Annotated in this window: 18 protein-coding genes; 10 read left to right on the forward strand and 8 right to left on the reverse strand. The window is 71.3% G+C overall.

Annotated features, from left to right (window positions below; translation table 11 throughout):
• Positions 1-6: 6 nt before the first annotated feature.
• Positions 7-1,485, reverse strand: coding sequence for an MFS transporter (locus B0I33_RS04905; RefSeq protein ID WP_106177319.1), 1,479 nt, complete (start codon positions 1,483-1,485; stop codon positions 7-9).
• A gap of 94 nt (positions 1,486-1,579) precedes the next feature.
• Here B0I33_RS04905 and B0I33_RS04910 point away from each other — a divergent pair, with 94 nt between their 5' ends.
• The 3 genes from B0I33_RS04910 to serC are packed head-to-tail and all read left to right on the forward strand — an operon-like array spanning position 1,580 to position 4,744.
• On the forward strand, positions 1,580-2,179 hold the full coding sequence (locus tag B0I33_RS04910) for a TetR/AcrR family transcriptional regulator (protein WP_106177320.1): 600 nt from the start codon (positions 1,580-1,582) through the stop codon (positions 2,177-2,179).
• A 49-nt stretch (positions 2,180-2,228) separates the two neighbouring features.
• On the forward strand, positions 2,229-3,575 hold the full coding sequence (locus tag B0I33_RS04915; protein WP_106177321.1) for a serine hydrolase domain-containing protein: 1,347 nt from the start codon (positions 2,229-2,231) through the stop codon (positions 3,573-3,575).
• A gap of 44 nt (positions 3,576-3,619) precedes the next feature.
• A complete protein-coding gene (gene serC / locus B0I33_RS04920; protein WP_106177322.1) occupies positions 3,620-4,744 on the forward strand; it encodes a phosphoserine transaminase in 1,125 nt (374 codons plus the stop codon).
• Here the strand turns inward: serC and B0I33_RS04925 are convergent.
• Positions 4,658-5,914: a glycosyltransferase 87 family protein gene (locus B0I33_RS04925; protein ID WP_245900447.1), complete on the reverse strand. Its 1,257-nt coding sequence runs from the start codon at positions 5,912-5,914 to the stop codon at positions 4,658-4,660. The genes serC and B0I33_RS04925 overlap by 87 nt on opposite strands.
• Before the next feature lie 325 nt (positions 5,915-6,239).
• On the opposite strand from B0I33_RS04925, the gene sepH reads away from it, so the two are divergent.
• Positions 6,240-7,088: a septation protein SepH gene (gene sepH, locus B0I33_RS04930; RefSeq protein ID WP_106177324.1), complete on the forward strand. Its 849-nt coding sequence runs from the start codon at positions 6,240-6,242 to the stop codon at positions 7,086-7,088.
• 96 nt (positions 7,089-7,184) lie between these two features.
• Here the strand turns inward: sepH and B0I33_RS04935 are convergent, their stop codons facing one another.
• A complete protein-coding gene (locus B0I33_RS04935) occupies positions 7,185-8,336 on the reverse strand; it encodes an NAD-dependent epimerase/dehydratase family protein (protein WP_106177325.1) in 1,152 nt (383 codons plus the stop codon).
• Between the two features lie 178 nt (positions 8,337-8,514).
• Between B0I33_RS04935 and B0I33_RS04940 the strand changes: the two genes are divergently transcribed.
• Entirely contained in the window at positions 8,515-9,015 is a 501-nt protein-coding gene (locus tag B0I33_RS04940) for a GtrA family protein (protein ID WP_106177326.1), read from the forward strand.
• On the opposite strand, the gene B0I33_RS04945 is transcribed toward B0I33_RS04940, so the two are convergent.
• Genes B0I33_RS04945 through B0I33_RS04955 form a run of 3 tightly spaced genes read right to left on the reverse strand, consistent with a single transcriptional unit; the run spans position 8,939 to position 12,535 of the window.
• Positions 8,939-11,176 carry a glycosyltransferase family 2 protein gene (locus B0I33_RS04945; RefSeq protein ID WP_106177327.1) on the reverse strand — a complete coding sequence of 746 codons (2,238 nt, stop codon included), beginning with the start codon at positions 11,174-11,176 and terminating at the stop codon, positions 8,939-8,941. The genes B0I33_RS04940 and B0I33_RS04945 overlap by 77 nt on opposite strands.
• On the reverse strand, positions 11,173-12,120 hold the full coding sequence (locus B0I33_RS04950; RefSeq protein ID WP_106177328.1) for an NAD-dependent epimerase/dehydratase family protein: 948 nt from the start codon (positions 12,118-12,120) through the stop codon (positions 11,173-11,175). Before B0I33_RS04950 ends, B0I33_RS04945 begins: the two co-directional genes overlap by 4 nt.
• A 58-nt stretch (positions 12,121-12,178) precedes the next feature.
• Positions 12,179-12,535, reverse strand: a complete 357-nt coding sequence (locus B0I33_RS04955; protein WP_106177329.1) for an MmcQ/YjbR family DNA-binding protein — start codon at positions 12,533-12,535, stop codon at positions 12,179-12,181.
• 141 nt (positions 12,536-12,676) lie between these two features.
• Between B0I33_RS04955 and B0I33_RS04960 the strand changes: the two genes are divergently transcribed.
• On the forward strand, positions 12,677-13,222 hold the full coding sequence (locus tag B0I33_RS04960; RefSeq protein WP_106177330.1) for a hypothetical protein: 546 nt from the start codon (positions 12,677-12,679) through the stop codon (positions 13,220-13,222).
• A gap of 79 nt (positions 13,223-13,301) precedes the next feature.
• Here the strand turns inward: B0I33_RS04960 and B0I33_RS04965 are convergent, their stop codons facing one another.
• Together B0I33_RS04965 and B0I33_RS04970 are read right to left on the reverse strand one after the other, a co-directional pair.
• Positions 13,302-13,940 carry a DUF2537 domain-containing protein gene (locus B0I33_RS04965; RefSeq protein WP_106177331.1) on the reverse strand — a complete coding sequence of 213 codons (639 nt, stop codon included), beginning with the start codon at positions 13,938-13,940 and terminating at the stop codon, positions 13,302-13,304.
• Complete coding sequence (locus B0I33_RS04970; protein WP_425440445.1) at positions 13,937-14,746, reverse strand: TrmH family RNA methyltransferase; 810 nt, start codon at positions 14,744-14,746, stop codon at positions 13,937-13,939. Before B0I33_RS04970 ends, B0I33_RS04965 begins: the two co-directional genes overlap by 4 nt.
• Before the next feature lie 225 nt (positions 14,747-14,971).
• Between B0I33_RS04970 and B0I33_RS04975 the strand changes: the two genes are divergently transcribed.
• The 4 genes from B0I33_RS04975 (at position 14,972) to B0I33_RS04990 (ending at position 18,640) form a co-directional block, all read left to right on the forward strand.
• A complete protein-coding gene (locus B0I33_RS04975; protein ID WP_106177333.1) occupies positions 14,972-16,468 on the forward strand; it encodes a glutamate-cysteine ligase family protein in 1,497 nt (498 codons plus the stop codon).
• A 45-nt stretch (positions 16,469-16,513) separates the two neighbouring features.
• Positions 16,514-17,131: a TetR/AcrR family transcriptional regulator gene (locus B0I33_RS04980; RefSeq protein WP_106177334.1), complete on the forward strand. Its 618-nt coding sequence runs from the start codon at positions 16,514-16,516 to the stop codon at positions 17,129-17,131.
• A gap of 68 nt (positions 17,132-17,199) precedes the next feature.
• Positions 17,200-17,859: a biliverdin-producing heme oxygenase gene (locus B0I33_RS04985; RefSeq protein WP_106177335.1), complete on the forward strand. Its 660-nt coding sequence runs from the start codon at positions 17,200-17,202 to the stop codon at positions 17,857-17,859.
• A 157-nt stretch (positions 17,860-18,016) separates the two neighbouring features.
• Positions 18,017-18,640, forward strand: coding sequence for a superoxide dismutase (locus B0I33_RS04990; RefSeq protein WP_106177336.1), 624 nt, complete (start codon positions 18,017-18,019; stop codon positions 18,638-18,640).
• Positions 18,641-18,680 lie beyond the last annotated feature (40 nt).

Genomic DNA, 18,680 nt, shown 5'->3' on the forward strand with positions numbered 1-18,680 from the left:
AACTTGTCAATAAGAGTACCGCCGCAGGAGCACGGCACCCCACGTCCAGACGGTGTCCACGACCAGCACCGCGGTCCAGAGGCGGCCCGCGTTGAGCAGCCAGTGACCGCTGGAGTTCCAGAACCATCCGGGGTCGTGCGGGCCGCCGAACACCGTCTCGACCGGCCAGCTGTACCCCGCCACCGCCAGCGCGGCCTGCACGACGACGTAGATGCCCACGTGCCGGAACCAGCCACCGATCCGGGGCCGCGGCGGCTTCCGCCCCGGCCTCGCCTTCGGTTGCCGGCCCGGCCCGGACTCCGGCCGCCCCGGTCCCGGACCGGGCGGCGCGGGACGCTCCACCACACCGAGCGCGCGCAGCGCGGGCCGCACCGCCACCGTGCCGCCGAGCAGGAGCGCGGCCGCGCCGAGGCACGCGTACCGCCAGCCGTCGCCCGCCGAGTAGAGCGCCCCGGCCGTCGCGGTGCCGACGGTCGCGCCGAGCAGCATCGCGGTCTCGTAGATCCCCATCCCCCGGCCGAGGCTGCCGCCCGCGGCCTCGGCGATCACCGCCTGCTCGACCGGGATCGCCGCGGCGAAGGCGACCGCGGAAAGGATCCACATGCCGCCGATCACCCACGGGTTCGGCGCGAACGACAGCCCGGCCGCGAAGCCCGCGCTGCACAGCAACGCCAGCACGAGCACGCGCGTCCGTCCCCAGCGCACGACGAACCGGTGCAGGAAGTCGGGCAGGGTGCTGTAGACGATGAACCCGGGCAGGAAGACGGCGGCGATCTCGCCGAGCTCCAGGTCGTGCCCGCGCTGCAGGTGCAACAGCAACAGCAGCGCGACACCGGACTCGGCGAGCGCCGTGACGGCGACGAGGGCCAGCATCGGCCGGAGCCGGCGACCGAGTCCCCCGGCCGATACTGGCCCGCCGTCCGGCACCGGTGTGGCGCCCCGCTCCCGGAGCAGCACCGCGGCCGCGACCGCGCAAGCCACCGCGCCGAGGGCGAAGACGCCCCGGTAATCGATGATCGGCACGAGCGACAGCCCGGCGGCGAAGGCGATCCAGGTACCGACGCCCTCCGCCGCGAACAGCGCGCTGTAGGCCCCGCTGTCCCCGGCCAGGCCTTCCCCCACCCTGGCCCGCAACGCGACCCAGAACAGCGCGCCACCCGCACCGCCGACCGCGGCGGCCGCGAACGCCAGCCCCAGCCCGGGCGCCACGGCGTAGCCCGCGAACGACAGGCCGTACCCGGCGGCGCCCACGGCGGCGAGCCCGGCGCGGTCAGTGCGGTCGGCGAGGTGTCCCGCGATCGGCCGGGCGAGGAGAGAGACCAGGGTCTCGAGCGCCACCAGCAGGCCGACCTGCGCCGCCGACGCGCCGAGAACGCCGCCCGCCCACAGCGGCAGCACGAAGTCGAGGACCTCGACCGGCCCCCTGGTCAGCGCCGCCGCGAGCCGGTTGCGCCCGCCTGCCCCCACCCGCGTTCCCGCGTCCACCCTGCCCCCTCAGCGCCGCACGCACGACATCAGCCACCCTCGACTTCGGAATACATCTGTATCTTATCCGCGCCGTCAAGGTTACGCTGGCACCGTGCCCAAGATCGTGAACCGGGACGAGCGCCGCAGGGAGATCGCGGAAGCGCTGCTGCGGGTGATCGCGAACGCGGGCATCGAGGCCGTCAGCGTGCGGTCCGTCGCCGCGGAGGCGGGGATCTCGGCCGGTGCCGTGCAGAAGTACTTCGCCACCAAGGAGGACCTGCTCCGGTTCGCCTTCACGCTCACCGGCGAGTACCTGCTGCAGCGCTGGGAGCGCGTCGAGGGGTCCGGGCCGTTCCTCGACGTACTGCGCAGGCACCTGCTGGAGGCACTGCCGCTCGACGAGCAGCGGCGAGCCGAGCTGATCGTCGTCTTCGCGTTCACCGCCCGCGCGGCGACCCTCCCGGACTGGGCGGCACAGCTGCGCGACTCCTACGACGCCGCGCAGGTCACCACGACGGCGTTCCTGGAGGCCGGGCAGGACTCGGGCGACGTGCGCACCGACGTGCCCGCCGACCGGCTGGCCGACCTCGTCATCGTGCTGGCCGACGGATTCTCCGCGCGCATGCTGCACACGCCGCCGGGTTCGCCCGCGCACGAACGGCTGCTGGACACGCTCGACCTCGCGCTCACCGACCTGCTCGCGCCGCGCTGAACGAAAGGTCCTGGGCACGGGCGCGGGGCGCGGTCGGCAGAATGGCGCCATGCTGCCTACCACCGAGTTCGCGCTGCTCCGCCGGATCGCCACGGAACAGTCGGTCAACCGCGCGCCCTCACTCGTCGCCGCCGTGGTGCGCGACGGCGCGATCGTGTGGTCGGGAGCCAGGGGGCTCGTGGACGGCACGCCGCCCGACACCGGCACCCAGTACCGGCTCGGCTCGATCACCAAGTCGCTGGTCGCCGCGGTCGTGCTGCGACTGCGGGACGAGGGCAGGCTCGACCTCAACGACCCGATCGACAAGCACGTGCCGGGCACCGCGTTCGGCGGTGTCACGATCGCCCAGCTGCTCGCCCACACGAGCGGCCTGACGTCGGAGTCACCCGGCTCGTGGTGGGAACGCAGCGAGGGCGGCCCGTGGGCCGACCTGGAGGCGAGCCTCGCCACCGGCGCCGCGAAGCACCGCCCCGGCAGGCGGTTCCACTACTCCAACGTCGGCTACGGGGTGCTGGGGGAGCTGGTGGCCCGCGCCCGCGGCACCGGCTGGCTGGACGCGCTGCGCACCGAGGTCCTCGGCCCGCTCGGCATGACCCGCACCACCGACCACCCCGACGGCAGGCACGCACGAGGGTGGGCCGTGCACCCGTTCGCCGACGTGGTCCTGCCCGAACCCGCCCCGGACGCGGGGGCGATGGCTCCCGCGGGCCAGCTGTGGTCGTGTGCCGACGACCTGGCTCGCTGGACGGCGTTCGTCGGCGGAGACACCGGTGAGGTGCTGCATCCGGACACGGTGGCCGAGATGCGCGAGGTGGCGACCGTCGACGACGGAGACGCGTGGACCGCGGGATACGGGCTCGGGCTGCAGCTCGTGCGCACCGGCGGGCGCAGGCTCGCGGGGCACACCGGTTCCATGCCCGGTTTCCTCGCCTGCTCCATGATCGACCCGGCGACCGGCACCGGCGCGCTGGCGTTCGCCAACACCACCTCGGGCGTCGCGATCCTCACGCTGGTGCTGGACCTGATCGCGATCGCCGACGAGCAGGAGCCCGCGCTGCCGAGAGAGTGGCGGCCCGCCGACATCGACCCGGCACTGCTCCCCCTCACCGGGCTCTGGCACTGGGGCCCCGCGCCGTTCCACCTGCGCGTACTGGCCAACGGCTGGCTCGACCTCACTCCGGCGACCGGACCCGGCCGGGCCTCGCGGTTCCGCCCGACCGGCGACGACGAGTGGCTCGGCCTCGACGGCTACTACGCGGGCGAGACGCTGCGCGTGCACCGCGACGCCGAGGGCGAGCCGCACCACCTCGACCTGGCGACGTTCGTCTTCACGCGGGCGCCGTACGACCCCTCCGCACCCATCCCGGGCGGCGTGGACGAGGGCGGCTGGCGGTGACCCACGCCATTCACCGGCTCGGATCCCCGTGACAGACTGCACGCATGACCGAAGCCGCTGAGTTGACCATTCCCGCCGAGCTCAAGCCCTCCGACGGCCGATTCGGGTGCGGGCCCTCCAAGGTCCGGCAGGAGCAGCTCGCCAGCCTCGCGAAGGACGGTGCCAACGTCCTCGGCACCTCCCACCGGCAGAAGCCCGTCAAGTCGCTGGTGGGCCGGGTGCGCGCGGGACTGTCCGAGCTGTTCGGCCTGCCCGACGGCTACGAGGTCGTGCTCGGCAACGGAGGCACCACGGCGTTCTGGGACGCGGCCGCGTTCGGCCTCGTGCGGGAGCGCGCGCAGCACTTCACCTACGGCGAGTTCTCCTCGAAGTTCGCCACCGTCACCAGCAAGGCGCCGTTCCTCGCCGACTCCGTCGTCGTCAAGGGGGAGCCCGGCAGCGCGCCGGAGATCGCCTACCAGCAAGGCGCCGACCTCGTCGCGTGGGCGCACAACGAGACCTCCACCGGGGTCGCGGTGCCGGTGCGCAGGCCCGAGGGCAGCGAAGGCGCGCTGGTGGCGATCGACGCGACCTCCGGGGCGGGCGGGCTGCCCGTTCGCGCCGAGGACTTCGACGTCTACTACTTCGCCCCGCAGAAGTCGTTCGCCTCCGACGGCGGGCTTTGGCTCGCGCTCATGTCCCCCGCGGCGATCGAGCGGGTCGGCGAGCTGGGCTCCGGTGAGCGCTGGATCCCCGAGTTCCTCTCGCTGACCACCGCGCTGGACAACTCGCGCAAGGACCAGACCTACAACACGCCCGCCGTGGCGACCCTGTTCCTGCTGGCCGACCAGATCGAGTGGATGCTCGGCAACGGCGGCCTCGAGTGGACGACGGCCCGGACCAAGGAGTCGTCGACGCGGCTGTACGAGTGGGCGGAGAAGACGAGCTACACGACCCCGTTCGTGAGCGACCCCGCGCTGCGCTCGCAGGTCGTCGGCACGGTCGACTTCACCGACGACATCGACGCCGCGGCGGTGGCCAAGACCCTGCGGGCGAACGGGATCGTGGACGTGGAGCCGTACCGCAAGCTGGGCCGCAACCAGCTACGGGTCGGGATGTTCCCGGCCATCGAGCCCGACGACATCACCGCGCTCACCCGGTGCATCGAGTGGGTCGTCGAGCGCCAGTAGCCAGAACAGCACGAGCAACAGCCCGCCGGCGAGGACGTAGCTCTCCCTGAGCGGCCAGACGTCCCGGTGGTCCCACAGCGGGCTGGCGACGAAGACCCAGGCGAGCACGGCGGCGAGCCCGAGCAGGACGGCTGCTCGGGCTCGCCCCTTGCGCAGGGTCAGCACGCACACCACCGCGACGGCCGGACCGCTCCACACCCAGTGGTGGGTCCACGACAGCGGCGAGACCAGCAGCGCCCCCACCGCGCAGGCGAGCACGGCGAGCGCGGGCTGGCGGGCGGCGAGGGCCCGGCGCATCACGAGCACCGTCCCGGCGAGCACGAGCGCGCACGCGAGCGGCCACACCCACGCCGGCTGGTCGAGCCGGGCGAGCAGGCCGCGCAGCGACTGGTTGGCGATGTAGCCGGGGTCGTCGATCCGGTGGCCGGTGACGATGTCGGTCCAGTACCGCGCCGACGTCTCCGGCGACAGCACCCAGGCGACGGCCCCGCACACGACGAACGCGGCCACCGCGTTGGCCGTGGCGCGGAAGTCCCTGCGCAGCAGGAAGAACAGGACGAACACCGCGGGCGTGAGCTTGACGGCCGCCGCGACGCCGACCAGCACGCCGCGCATCCGGTGCCGCTCTGTCGCCAGCGTGTCGACGCCTGCCAGCAGCATCAGGAGCAGGTTGACCTGGCCGAAGCCGAGCGTGGCCCGCACCGGTTCGCTGAGCAGAGCCAGCGCCTGTGCCACGAGCGTGACCACCCCGGCGACCGCCAGCCCACCGCGTGTCATGAGTGGCTCGTTACTGGCACTTTTCGTCAGTAACGCGCCACTCATGACAATCCGGCCCGCCGAGAGCGCGAGGACGGCGCCGAGCCCCACCGCGCCGACGACCGTGACCGCGACCAGCCCCACCTCCACCGGCACGGCCAGCAGCGGTGCGAACGCGACCGCCGCGAACGGCGGGTACAGGAACGGCAGCATGGTGCCGTCGGTGGTCGGGGGCAGGGGACCGTAGAGGTCGCCGCCGCCCAGGAAGGCCTGCGCGCCGAGCCGGTAGATCTCCAGGTCCAGTCCGTCGAGCCGCTTCCACACCAGGAGCACGGCGAGCATCGCGACCTCGGCCACGACGAGCCAGGCCAGCGTCCTCCTCGGCGCGTCCGCGGCGGGGATCTCGCGCAACACGCGCCCCATCCAACACGACCCGCCGCCCCCTCCTTCGAGTCCCCCGCCCAGGCACGCGAGTGCTGCGTTCGCCCACCGGCCTCCGGTGCCGGAACGCGGACATTCCGGAACCCGAGTGCGGAACTCGCGCGCCGGAGCGGGGGACTCGCGGCACAAAATTCCCCTTATCGAGATGCGGAACGCCCGGCGCGTCAGCCATGCTCGATGGGAAGGCTTCCTTCAAGATCAATAATGGACAGTACGAGAACTCGGCGCGCCTCGGCCGTCAAGGCGACGCGCCGTTCTACCGTAGGCACCCACAACGGTGAAGTCGCGGGGAGGCGGAATGCGAACGCTGCGGGTAGTCGGGTTGCACGAGGACGGTAAGTCCATCGTGTGCGAAGACCCGGCTCGCCAGGAGCGTTTCCTGCTGCCCGCCGACGAGCGACTCCGTGCGGCCGCCCGTGGCGATGCCACCCGCCTCGGCCAGATCGAGATGGAGCTGGAGAGCCAGATGCGCCCACGAGAGATCCAGGCACGAATCCGGGCCGGCGAGTCGGTCGAGCAGGTGGCCACGGCGGCGGGCGTGCCGGTCGCCCGGGTGGAGCGGTTCGCCTATCCCGTCCTGCTCGAACGCTCGCGCACGGCGGAACTGGCCCAGCAGGCGCACCCGGTGCGGGAGGACGGCCCCGACGTGCAGACGCTCGGCGAGATCGTCGCGTACTCGTTCGGGGCACGCGGCCAGGACTACTCGCAGGCGACGTGGGACTCCTGGCGCGGGGACGACGGCAGGTGGATCGTCGGCCTGCGCTGGCAGGCGGGCCGCTCGGACAACCGCGCGCTCTGGTCGTTCTCCCCCGGCGCCCACGGCGGCACGGTGGCGGCGCTGAACGAGCACGCCGAGGCGCTGCTCGACCCGAACTCGTACCGCACGCCGCGTGCGGTGGAGCACCCCGGCGCCGACCGCGAGACCGCGGAGCAGGCGACGTTCGACTACGGCGAGCCAGGCGGCACCGTCATCGAGGCACCGCTCGGCGAGCAGGCCGAGGGTGCGGACGCCGAACTGCCACGCGTGTCCGGCGACGAACCGGCCCAGCCGGAGCCGCCCGCGCGCCCGAAGAGCAAGAAGCGGAACCACCCCGCGGTGCCCGCGTGGGAGGACGTGCTGCTCGGCGTCCGCTCCCAGCGCGGCTGAACGACCAGCCTCCTGCCAGCCTCGGGCAGTGAAGGCCACCTTCAGTGCGTTGAACGCACTGAAGGTGGCCTTCACTGCTCCGCGGACGGACCCGGTTCAGTTCTTCGGGTTCTTCCAGCGCACCGTGGGCAGCATCTTCTCGATGTCCACGCGGTGCTTGTTGTCCTCGACGATGGGGAACATCGACTCGATCAGCGTGTCCGAGAGCAGGTGCGGCTTCAGGCCCAGCTCCACGAGCCCGGTGTGCTTCACGTTGTAGTAGTGCTCCGGCTGCTCGACCCTGGGGTTCTCCAGGTGGTCGATCTGCACGGGGCCGGGGAAGCACTCGGAGACCAGCTCGGCCAGCTGCTTGACCGAGAAGCTCTCGGTCATCTGGTTGAACACGCGGAACTCACCGCGGTCGGCCGGGTGCTCCACCGCGAGCCGGACACACTCGACCGTGTCCCGGATGTCCAGCATGCCGCGCGTCTGGCCGCCGGTGCCGTACACGGTGAGCGGCTGGCCGAGGACGGCCTGGATCACGAAGCGGTTCAGCACGGTGCCGAACACCGCGTCGTAGTCGAACCGGGTCACCAGCCGCGGGTCCCGCACGGTCTGCGGGGTCTGCTGGCCGTACACGATGCCCTGGTTGAGGTCGGTCGCCCGCATGCCCCAGATACGGCACGCGAACTCCATGTTGTGCGAGTCGTGCACCTTGCTGAGGTGGTAGAAGGAGCCCGGCTTCTTCGGGTAGAGCATGCGGTCCTTGCGACCGTTGTGCTCGACCTCGAGCCAGCCCTCCTCGATGTCGATGTTGGGCGTGCCGTACTCGCCCATGGTGCCGAGCTTGACCAGGTGGATCTCGGGGTTGATCTCCTGGATGGCGTACAGGAGGTTCAGCGTCCCGATGACGTTGTTGTGCTGGGTGTAGACGGCGTGCTCGCGGTCGATCATGGAGTACGGCGCGGCGCGCTGCTCACCGAAGTGGACGACGGCGTCGGGCTGGAACTCCCGCAGCGTGTCGTAGACGAAGTCGGCGTCCAGCAGATCGCCGACGTAGGCCGGCATCTTCTTACCGGAGACTTCCTCCCACGCGGCGACGCGAGTCTCGAGGTCCTCGATGGCCACCAGGCTCTGGACGCCGAGTTCCTCGTCGTACTTTCTGCGCGCGAAGTTGTCGAGCACGGCGGTCTCGTGCCCGCAGTCCGAAAGGTGCAGGGCCGTGGGCCACCCCAAATATCCGTCACCACCGAGAACGAGGACTCGCACGAGTTGGATGCCTCCAGTTCCAAAAATTTGCCGGTGTGCAGACGGTAGAATAAAGGGTCGGTAACGGGGGTGCCGCAGCGCGGTACCCTTTTACCGACCGCATTCGAACGTCGACCAGGCGTGACATCGCGGACGGTTGTGGCGGTGCGGCCACTCCCCCGAAATCACGACGTGCACAATGGCGGATGTGACCACAGGCAGTGCTACCCCCGAGGACCCGCGGGGAAACCGGCCCCGGGGCATCGTCCGGCTGGCGAGGGCCGCCACGAGCTCCCTGCTGGCCACCGGCATCAGCCAGCTGACGCTGCTGGTCCTGCTGTCGACGCAGGCCACGGGCGCGGGGATGGCCGCGGCGCTGGCCTTCGTCGCGGGCGCCGTGCCCAACTACCTCGTCGCCCGCAAGTGGGCGTGGGGCCGCCGCGGCAAGCCGAGGGTGCGCGGCGAACTGCTGCCCTACCTCGCGGTCATCGCGACCGGCGGGCTCACCGCGGTCGGGGCGACGAAGCTCGGCGCCCTGCTCATCGCCCCGCTCGACCTGCCGCACGTCGCGCGCGTCCTGGTGCTCGACGCCGCCTACATCAGCAGCTACGCGCTCGTGTTCCTCATGAAGTTCGCACTGCTCGACCGTCTCGTGTTCGCCGGCGCAGTACGAACTCGCGCAGCCACGTCCCAGTCATGACCCGGGCGTAGTTCGCCCCGTAGTACAGGCTGCGCCCCTTCTTGCTCGCGCCGTTGTTGCGCAGCCGCATGGACAGCGGCACCTCGAGCACGCGTGCCCCGCGCGCCATCACTCCCAGCAGCAGCTCCGACGACTGGTACTGCGGCTCCCGCAGGGTCACCGACGTCGCCAGGTCGGCTCCCATCGCACGGAAGCCGAACGAGGTGTCGGTGATCTTGCGCAGGGTCAGCACGGTGGCGAGTGCGGCGAACACGCGCACGCCGAGCCAGCGGATCTTGCTGTCGGCCTGTTCGCTGCCCAGCCTGCGCGAGCCCGTCACGAAGTCCGCCGAACCGTCCAGCAGTGGCTTGACCAGCATCGGAAGTTCGCCGTTGTCGTACTGGCCGTCGGCGTCGGTGGTGACGATGTACCGCGCGCCGCACTCGGCGGCGAGGTGATAGCCGAGCCGCAACGCCGCGCCCTGACCACGGTTGCGCTCCGCCACGCACACGAACGCCCCGTTCCGCTCGGCGACCTCGGCGGTGTCGTCGGTGGCGCCGTCCACCACGACGAGGACGGAGACGTCGTGACCGGCGCACTCGCCCGGCATGTCCCGCAGCACCGAGCCGATGCCCTTCGCCTCGTTGTACGCGGCGATCACCACCGTCAGCGGGGCGAGCGGAGCGTTACCGTATTTGGCGCGAAAATCCGCGATCGCGGCGCTGTCTGTTTCGTCCGGAAATGGAGCCAGCTTCTCCCTGCGCCTAGCCGGTTCGGGGGATTTGTTACGCCCGAACAACGCAGCCAATCCGATCGCGCCACCGATCGGCAACAGCACCAAAGCGGGCAACTGGTACCTCCAGGAGAATTCGAAAGCGGACGACCCCAGCAGCAGGAGCAGGCCTGATGCGGTGGGCAGGAAAGCGGCAGAGCGTAGCCCGGACCGCCGGGCGCGACCGGCTCCCACCACCGCGGCGGCCCCGAGGAGTCCGCACACGGCGAGCGCGGGGCCCCAGAGATATCCACCCCGCTGGTAGGTCCGCAGGAAGCTCGCGATGTCCTCGTTCACGCCGACCGGCACGCCGTCGAAGAACATCGCGGCCGCATTGGCCATGCGCAGCCCGGGATCGGGCGGTTCGGAGTACGGCGGGTAGCTGGTCTTGAAGTACCAGCGATCCGCGGGCACGTCGCCGGGAGACGTCACCTTCACCGGTCCGAAATGCTTCATGAAGTCGGTGAGCACGGCCCCGGCGAGGTCGAGCGGCTGGTTCGTGAACACGCGGCCGGCGAACTCGTCGGCCAGAGCCTGCTTGTCCGCGCCCGCCGGAAGTCCCGGTGGCCAGTACGGGTTGCCATAGACGTAGTGCGTGTACCAGTCGACGCCCCGCCGCTCGCCGAGCGGCTCGGCCGGGCAGAACAGCCGCAGGTTGCCTTCGAGCTGGAGCTGGGAGCAGTCGGCGATCGTGGCGGCACGGCCGTAGGCCACGTGTGTGGACGCGCCCGACAGCCGGGGGCTGCCGGTGACCGCGAACGCGTAGGTCATGTACGGACCGGCGACGATCGCCACGCCGGCGAGGCCCGCGACGCAGCGGGTGGCCACCTGCTTCCAGTTCACCCGGCCGCGCAGCGCGCCGCCCGCGACGAGCAGGTACAGCACGAGCGGCACCACCACGACGACACCGATCGTGCGGGTGATCATCGCCGCGCCCACCAACAGCCCGGCGAGCAGCGCCTGCCGCCACGTCGTCCCGCCGCGGTACAGCAGGACCCAGAGCATGCCGACGAGCAGGGCCTGGAACCAGACCTCCGACATGATCATGGTCTCGATCTGCAGCTGGTAGGCGTCGAGCAGCACGACCCCGGCCACCAGGGCGGCCAGCCAGTTCCATACGCCGTTACGCCGGGCGAGGGCGTAGAGCGCCACGGCGATCCCCACGCCGACCGCGTGCTGCACCGCCTCCACCCAGGCCAGGCCCCCGAACTGCAGGAGGCCCTTGAGGACGAAGGTGTAGCCGAGCGGGTTCAGCGCCACCGGATGCAGCGCGTCGAGGTTGTCGAGGTAGCGGTAGGAGTCGATGTAGAGCAGCGCGGGCCGGTAGGCCAGCCAGGCGAGCACTCGCAGCGTGACACCTGCGACCAGGAAGATCAGCAGGAGCCAGTGCCGGCGAAGGAAGTCCTTCACTCCGGCACTTTCTCGCGATCGTGCTCGACGAAGTACTCCCACACCTCCGCGAGTCCCTCGGTGAGGCTGACCTGCGGCCGGTAGCCGAGGACCCGCTCGCTGCGGGACAGGTCGACGACGACGGCCGGCATCTCGCCCTCCGGCGCGGGCACGTGCTCGACCTCCAGCGGCCTGCCCGTGACCTCGCGGACCGCGTCGATCATGTCGAGCACCGAGACCGAGTGACCGGAGCCGAGGATGGCGCGCCCGGTGTACTCGCGGTCCCACGCCAGCAGGATGCCCCGCACGATGTCGGCGAGGTTCACGAGGTCGCGGCGCTGCCTGCCGTCGCCGTAGACCCGGACACCGGTGCCGTGCAGCGCGGCCCGCATGAGCCGGGGGATGAAGCTGTCCTTGTGCGACATGCCGGGCCCGTAGACGTTGGTGAACCGCAGCGCGCACGCGGCGAGCCCGTACGAGCCCGCGTAGCCCGAGAGCAGCATCTCGCACGCGGCCTTCGTCGCACCGTACGGGGTGAGCGGCTGCAGCGGCAGGCTCTCGGAGATCGTCGACCCACCGACGTCGCCGACGACGGCGTTGGTGGAGGCGAACACGAACCGGGGCACCCCGCGGGTACGGGCGAGCTCCAGCAGCTCGTGGGTGATGGCGACGTTCTCCGCATAGGTCGTCGCGGGCATCTCCACCGACCGGAGCACGGACGTCACGGCGGCCAGGTGCACGATGCCATCGGTGCCGGGCCGGACGGCGGCCTCCCGCACGCGGGGGTCGGCCAGGTCGCCCTGGATGCCCGTGACACCCTCGTCGCGCACGGTGAGCGGTTCGCGGTCGACGACCGTGACCCGAGCCCCTCTATCTCGGAACGCCCTGACCACGGCGCGGCCGATGAAGCCACAACCGCCGGTGACGACGACGTGGGGCGTGTCCGAGTCAGTCGGCGCAACCATGGGGTCAACCTACCTAAGCCGCCCGCCGGCCCCGCATCGCGGTACCGGAACCGCAGGTTCAGGGCAACCGCTCGGCGAGTGACCTCGGCGCCACGGTCCGGTACGCGTCCGCCACGATCTCGGCGACCTCGGTCCAGTCGACGTCCACGTCGAGCCGGACGCCCAGCCAGCCCCGGTGCCCCACGTAGGGCGGCCGGAAGAACCGTCCGGGGTCCTGCGCCACCAGTTCCTCCTGCACCCCGGGCGGCGCCGCGCACCAGAACGCGAGCCGGTCGTCGTGGTGGTGGTCGGCGTACATGACGAACGTCTTCCTGCCCCGGACGAACCACGTCGGTTCCCCGTGGCTGAGCCGTTCGGTGGTCTCCGGGAGGGCGAGGCAGAGCTGCCGCAGCCGGTCGAGCGGATCGTCGGCCATGTCGCATTCTCTCCCGCGCGGGCGGATGTGACGAGCACGATTCCCGAGGTTCCGCACCCGGGGCGGGGTTGATCCGTTTACAGTTCTGTCGACCGGGCAGGGGCGGTCACACGGGGAGCTCGACGGCGCGGAAGAACGGTTATGACAGAACTCATCAAGGGGTCCAGCCCCGACGCCATACCCGACGTCCGGATCGACCTTCCTCCCGGTTTCGCCGAGGAACCGGTGGTGGGCGGTCCGGACGTGGAGAACTCGGTGCGGCTCTTCGGGCGGTTCGAGGTCGGTGCCGAACGGGTGCCGGCCACCTTCTCGCTCGCGGTCGTGGAGCTGGTGCCGCAGGAACTCGTGGACGACGGCGAGCGGGCGAGCGATCCGCGGGTCGTCGCGGAGGCACTGCGCATGCGATACCGCAGCCGCAGGCCGAACGCGGACGCGCGCGTCGTCCAGCTGGCGATCGGCCCCGCGCTGGCGGCGACGACGGCGGGTGAGTACCGGCTGCCGCCCGAGATGCGCGGCCACCCGTTCGAGGAGGTGCGGCCGGTGTATCGCGTCGAGGTGCAGATCCCCGCGCCCGACGGCAGGCACGTGGTCCTGGTGGACGTCACGACCGAGCGCGAGGCTGGCTGGACGACGATCACCGAGGAGACGGTGCGGATCGCCAACAGCATCCACCTCTCTCGTGAGTGAGAAACGTGGCTAGAACAACGCCATGCACTCACGAGAGGTGACCAGGCACGGTGCCGGTACCCGCGCCGGGGCCGGGCGCTCACCACAGGATCGCCAGCACGCCGATCCAGGCGAACACCAGCCCGCCCGCCGCGCCGAGCACCACCCAGCGCACGATCGGCAGCTTCCGCGCGAGCCACAGTGACGGCGCGAGGCCCGCGGTGACCACCACCGTGGCGCCGAACGCGAGCCAGCCGGTGGTCTCCTCGGCGAGCGTCCTGGCCAGTGCGAGCATCGCGATGGCGACCACCGCGCCGATGAACGCGGCGACCACCAGCCCGGTGCCCCACGGCGTCGGGGTGCTCCGGCTCGGCTCCTCCCCGAGCAGCCGCCTGCCCACCGACGGACGGGGCGGGCGCTCCGGCGGGGCGACCACGACGGTGCGTCCCGTCACCGGATCCCGGTAGCTCACGCGGACGCCCAGCGCCGCGGCGACACGGCCGGCGAGCTGCCTGCCCCGGCGCGACACCACCGCGGCCGCCTCCGCCCGGGGCGTCTCCCCGCCCGTGCGCCGGACGGCGCCCGCCACCTTCGCCCACTCGTACAGCGCGTCGGTCAGGTCCTCGCCGAGCGGGAGCTGACGCGGGTCGGCCCACCTGCCGCCCGACGGCTCCGCCAGCACCGGCCGCTCGCCGCGCAACCCCAGCTCGACCACCGCGCCGCCCTCCGCCTGGTTCATCCGCGTCGCCCCATCTCGTAGAACGCGACAGCCGCGGCGGTGGCGACGTTGAGCGAGTCGACGCCGCCCGCCATGGGGATCCGGACGGCGAGGTCCGCCGCCGCGAGCGCGCCGTCGGAGAGCCCGTGGCCCTCCGAGCCGAACAGCAACGCAACCCGGTCCCCCTCGGCCTCGGCCGGTCCGCTCAGCTCGCACAGGTCCACGGCGTCCGGCCGGGGAGTGAGGGCCGCGACCCGGAATCCGCCCGACCGCAGCAGGTCCAGCCCGGCGGGCCAGTCCGGCAGCGGCGCGAACGGCACCCGCAGCACGTTGCCCATCGACACCCGCACGCTGCGCCGGTAGAGCGGGTCGGCGCACCCAGGTCCGAGCAGCACCCCGTCCACGCCGAGCGCGGCGGCGTTGCGGAACAGGGCGCCGAGGTTCTCGTGGTCGCCGACTCCCTCCAGTACGGCCACCACCCTGGCCCCTTCGAGCACCTGCTCCGGCGTGGACCGCGGCGCGCGGTCGGCGACCGCGAGCACACCCCGGTTGAGGTGGAAGCCGACGACGCGCGCCATCACGTCGGCGGAGGTGACGTACGCGGGCACGGCCAGGCCGGCGAGATCGCCCTCCAGTTCCCGCAGCCTGCGCTCTACTCCCAGTAGCGCCCGCACCGGGTACGGCGAGGCGAGCAGCCTGCGGACGACCACGGTGCCCTCGGCGATCACCAGTCCGCGCCCGCCGGGCCGGTCGGGCCGCCGGTCGGCGGTGGTGAGGTCGCGGAAGTCGTCGAGCCGCTCGTCGGCCTCGTCGTCGGTGTAGATCAGCGCCACGCGCCGAGTCTGCCATCCGCCACTCGACGGTTGTCCGTGCGCCGAAGGAGGGTATCCAGGTGTAGCGAACGGCTGATTCTCGCTCACGGTGAGAGGGAGGTGACCGACAGCACCAGTTTGGCCGCTAGCCCGGGCCCCCCGCATGTGCCACCGTTTCGCCCGGCAGGGTCGTCGCCAAGGCGTTCGGGGAGCCGTGGCGGAAGAGAACAGGGATGCGCCATGGGTAAGGACGTATCGCCGGACACCTTCAAGCCACAGGACAGGGGGCGCTACCGCCGGAAGGTCCAGCGGTGTCTCGACACGCTCGCCCGGATGCTCTCCGACGGCAGCTTCTCGTTCCCGCGCAAGCACATCGGGCTCGAGGTGGAGCTGAACCTCGTCGATCCCGAGATGCGGCCCTCGATGTCCAACATGGCCGTTCTCGAGGCACTCGACGACCCCTCGTTCACCACCGAGCTCTCGCAGCACAACCTGGAGCTGAACGTGCCGCCCCGGCCGCTCGACGGCGACTCGGCCCTGCAGCTGGAGGACGACCTGCGCGGGTACCTCGACAACGCGGGCGCCAAGGCGGAGGAGACGGGCGCGCACCTCGCCCTCATCGGCATCCTGCCGACGCTGACCCACGAGCACTTCGACCAGAAGTGGCTCACCAACAGCGCCCGCTACTCGCTGCTCAACGACCAGATCTTCGCCGCGCGGGGCGAGCAGACCGTGCTCTCGCTGGAGGGGGTCGCGCTGGCGGGGCAGCGGCCGGAGCGGCTGCGGGCGCACGCGGAGTCGATCCTGCCCGAGGCGGCGTGCACGTCGGTGCAGCTGCACCTCCAGGTGGCCCCCGAGGAGTTCGCCGCGCACTGGAACGCCGCGCAGTGCCTCGCGGGGGTCCAGGTCGCCCTCGGTTCGAACTCGCCGTTCCTGCTCGGCAAGGCGCTGTGGCACGAAACGCGGATCCCGCTGTTCCTGCAGGCCACCGACACCCGTCCGGAGGAGCTGAAGAACCAGGGCGTGCGGCCGAGGGTGTGGTTCGGCGAACGCTGGATCACGTCCATCTTCGACCTGTTCGAGGAGAACGTACGGTACTTCCCCGGGCTGCTGCCGGAGACCGACGACGAGGATCCGGTGGAGACGCTGGAGTCGGGGCAGGTGCCGAAAATGTCGGAGCTGCGCCTGCACAACGGCACCGTGTGGCGCTGGAACCGGCCCGTGTACGACGTGGTGGACGGTAAGCCGCACCTGCGGGTGGAGAACCGGGTGCTCCCGGCGGGCCCGACCGTGCTGGACATGATGGCCAACGCGGCGTTCTTCTACGGCGCCCAGCGGGCGCTGGCCGAGCAGGAGCGGCCGATCTGGACGCAGATGTCGTTCCAGGCGGCCGAGGAGAACCTGTACGCGGGTGCCCGCAACGGGTTCGACGCCCAGCTGTACTGGCCCGGCATCGGCTGGATCCCGCCGGACGAGCTGGTGCTGCGCGTACTGCTCCCGCTCGCGCACGAGGGGTTGCGGGCCTCCGAGGTGTCCGAGACGGCGGCGCAGCGCTACCTCGGCGTCATCGAGCAGCGCTGCCTGACCCGGCGCACCGGGAGCAGCTGGCAGCGCGCCACGGTGGCGCTGGCCGAGGAACGCGGCCTCGACCGGGACTCCGCGCTGGCGGCGATGCTCGCGAAGTACCTGGAGTTCTCCAGGGCGGGCGAACCGGTGCATTCCTGGCCGCTGAGCTGAGGCGGTTCCCGGCACGCTCTACCCTGGGTGCGCCGGGAGGTGGCCATGCCCAAGATCATCGGCGGATCGCTGCGCGAGCACCGCGCCCAGGTGCGGCTGCGGGTGTTCGACGCCCTGCGGCACCAGCTCTACGAGCATGGCTTCGACGGCGTCACGCTGGCGGGCGTGGCCGCCGAGGCCGGGGTGGGACGCACGGCGATGTACAACCACTTCCCGGACAAGGAGCACCTGCTGGTCGCGTTCGTCGAACACGAGGCGGCGCGGTATGTGGAGCGCCTGCGGGAGGCGCTGGCGGCGGCCGCGGACCCCGTGCAGCGCCTGGCGACGTTCACCCGGCTGCAGCTGCGCGCGCTGGCGGACTACCACCTGCCGCCCGGGGGGACGCTCGCCTCGGCGCTGGGCCCGTCGGCGTACCGGCGGGTGGCGGCGCACGCCGATCCGATCGCGGGTCTGCTGCGGGACATCCTCGCCGAGGGCATCCGCACCGGGGCCCTGCCGCAGCAGGACCTCGACGTCGTGGTGCCGATGATCTCGGCCGCGCTCGCGACCACGCAGGTGGTGGACGTCCCGGCCGACCGGCTCGACGGGGTGATCGGTTCGGCCGTTCGGTTCGTTCTGCGCGCAGTCGGGCTAAAAACGGACGGGCGCGGCGAATTAGGGTAGCCTAACCCCGGGTTCTCCCCTACGCTCATTCTGACAGGTTGTCAGATCCTGTCGGATCGAGGAGCGTGATGACCGTGCTTTCCGGTGCGTTCTCGGAGGCCCTGCGGCACTCGACCAGGCAGGTGCACGACCGGGCACACCACTCCCGCTACATGAGCGCACTCCTCGACGGCGCGCTGAGCCTGGCCGGCTACACCCGCCTGGCCGCGCAGTACTGGTTCGTCTACCGCGAGCTGGAGGCGGCGGGCGAGGCGATGGCAGGCGACCCGGTCGGCGCGCCGTTCGTGGTCGACGAGTTGCGCCGCGTCCCGGCGCTCGCCGAGGACCTCGCCTTCCTCGCCGGGCCGGACTGGGAGCGGACGATCCGGCCGGTGCCCGCCACCGAGCGGTACGTGGACAGGCTGCGGGAGGTCGCGTTCGACTGGCCGGGCGGCTTCGTGGCCCACCACTACACGCGTTACCTCGGCGACCTGGCCGGCGGGCAGGTGGTGGGCGCCCTGCTCCGGCGCACGTACGGCATCACCGGGGCGGGAGCGCGGTTCTACGACTTCGGCGCCCTCGGCAGCCCCTCGGCGTTCCGCAGGCACTACAAGGCGAACCTCGACGCGGCACCGTGGGGCGAGGCGGAGCGGCAGCGGATCGTGGCCGAGACGCTGCACGCGTTCGAGCTGAACATCGCGGTCCTCGCCGACCTCGCCGAGAGCAGCGAGGAACTGGCCGCGGCGTAGCTCCCCCCGCGGCACTGTGGCCGTCCTTACATCTGCCTTGACCTCGACTTAGGTGGAGAAACCAAGGTCGACTTCGGAGCGACCCGGTTCGCCCGGCCTCGCCTCTGCTACTAGGTTTGGCAGCGTAAGAACTTGTGTCATCGCAGAAGGAGAGCTAATGGCCATCTACGAGCTCCCTGATCTCGACTACGACTACGGCGCCCTCGAGCCGCACATCTCGGGTGAGATCAACGAGCTGCACCACTCCAAGCACCACCAGACGTACGTCAACGGTGCGAACCAGACGATGGAGAAGCTCGAGGCGGCGCGGGACTCCGGCGACTTCGGCAGCATCGTGGGCCTGGAGACCACGCTGGCGTTCAACCTGGCGGGACACGCCAACCACGTCGTGTGGTGGAAGATCCTCTCCCCGAACGGGGGCGACAAGCCGACCGGCGAGCTGGCCGCGGCGATCGACGACAGCTTCGGCTCCTTCGACAAGTTCCAGGCGCACTACGAGGCCGCCGCCACGACGATCCAGGGCAACGGCTGGGCGGCGCTGTCCTGGGACCCGATCGGCAAGAAGCTGATCATCCAGCAGCTGCGCGACCACCACAACAACATGGTCCTGCCGACGGTGCCGATCCTCATGACGGACGTCTGGGAGCACGCGTTCTACCTGCAGTACAAGAACGTGAAGCCGGACTACGTCAAGGCGCTGTGGAACGTCTACGACTGGGCGGAGATCGGCAAGCGCTTCGAGGACGCCAAGGCCGGCCGCAACGGCCTGCTCCTCTCCTGACCGGCACCGAGCCAGTGAATGGCACATCGCCTGCATTGAG

The organism is Prauserella shujinwangii, from assembly GCF_003001955.1.
Taxonomy (GTDB): Bacteria; Actinomycetota; Actinomycetes; order Mycobacteriales; family Pseudonocardiaceae; genus Qaidamihabitans; species Qaidamihabitans shujinwangii.

What these genes read in the sequence shown, in the direction of transcription:
- B0I33_RS04915 (WP_106177321.1), top strand. Translation starts at nt 2,229, where the DNA reads ATGCTGCCTACCACCGAGTTCGCGCTGCTCCGCCGGATCGCCACGGAA.
- serC (WP_106177322.1), top strand. Translation starts at nt 3,620, where the DNA reads ATGACCGAAGCCGCTGAGTTGACCATTCCCGCCGAGCTCAAGCCCTCC.
- sepH (WP_106177324.1), top strand. Translation starts at nt 6,240, where the DNA reads ATGCGAACGCTGCGGGTAGTCGGGTTGCACGAGGACGGTAAGTCCATC.
- B0I33_RS04940 (WP_106177326.1), top strand. Translation starts at nt 8,515, where the DNA reads ATGGCGGATGTGACCACAGGCAGTGCTACCCCCGAGGACCCGCGGGGA.
- B0I33_RS04950 (WP_106177328.1), bottom strand. Translation starts at nt 12,120, where the DNA reads ATGGTTGCGCCGACTGACTCGGACACGCCCCACGTCGTCGTCACCGGC.
- B0I33_RS04955 (WP_106177329.1), bottom strand. Translation starts at nt 12,535, where the DNA reads ATGGCCGACGATCCGCTCGACCGGCTGCGGCAGCTCTGCCTCGCCCTC.
- B0I33_RS04960 (WP_106177330.1), top strand. Translation starts at nt 12,677, where the DNA reads ATGACAGAACTCATCAAGGGGTCCAGCCCCGACGCCATACCCGACGTC.
- B0I33_RS04965 (WP_106177331.1), bottom strand. Translation starts at nt 13,940, where the DNA reads ATGAACCAGGCGGAGGGCGGCGCGGTGGTCGAGCTGGGGTTGCGCGGC.
- B0I33_RS04975 (WP_106177333.1), top strand. Translation starts at nt 14,972, where the DNA reads ATGGGTAAGGACGTATCGCCGGACACCTTCAAGCCACAGGACAGGGGG.
- B0I33_RS04980 (WP_106177334.1), top strand. Translation starts at nt 16,514, where the DNA reads ATGCCCAAGATCATCGGCGGATCGCTGCGCGAGCACCGCGCCCAGGTG.
- B0I33_RS04985 (WP_106177335.1), top strand. Translation starts at nt 17,200, where the DNA reads ATGACCGTGCTTTCCGGTGCGTTCTCGGAGGCCCTGCGGCACTCGACC.
- B0I33_RS04990 (WP_106177336.1), top strand. Translation starts at nt 18,017, where the DNA reads ATGGCCATCTACGAGCTCCCTGATCTCGACTACGACTACGGCGCCCTC.